This is a genomic window from Oleiphilus sp. HI0128 (assembly GCF_001635365.1).
This window is the reverse complement of sequence record NZ_LWGG01001630.1, coordinates 1-503: the sequence shown is the minus strand read 5'-3', so window position 1 is coordinate 503 and position 503 is coordinate 1. Positions and strand designations below refer to the sequence as shown.

General features: G+C 41.2%; 1 protein-coding gene. It reads left to right on the top strand.

The features are described 5' to 3' along the window. The coding region (locus tag A3763_RS29855) for a hypothetical protein (protein ID WP_231872340.1) at positions 1 to 399 on the top strand (399 nt) is incomplete at its 5' end. Between the last annotated feature and the right edge of the window lie 104 nt (positions 400 to 503).

The window sequence follows — 503 nt, the reverse complement described above, 5'->3', positions numbered from 1 at the left end:
GGAGAGAAGCTCTATGCCGAACCACGCTCAGTCATCTACTTTGATAACCTGGGCACACGAGCTAACCTAAGCGACCTAAAGTATTTTGACCTTCGCTGGAATAGAAAAATCGGAAAATACTCACACGATCTATTTGAAAAGCGCTGGGGGTACAAATGGTATGCAGAAGAATCGGTCTATTTTTGGTGTCAGCGCAGAAGACTATACATAATTTTACGCTGGGCTTTTCTTCCAATAAAAGTTGCAAACCTACTAGACCGTATCGTCAGTAGCGTTAAACGGCGGTTCTTTCCTATTTGGGATCCGGTCAAGAACCCTCTTGAACATTCGAAATTACTGTATGATACTTTGGAAAACAATTCGCCTGTGCAGAAGAGTCACAACTTGACACTAAATTAAGTAACTTTCCGTGAACTACAATTAAGACGCTTTTGTTAGTTGTAGTTCACGAAAGCAAATCTTTGATCCCATAAAAGCCACACATGATGACAGTGTATACTCCA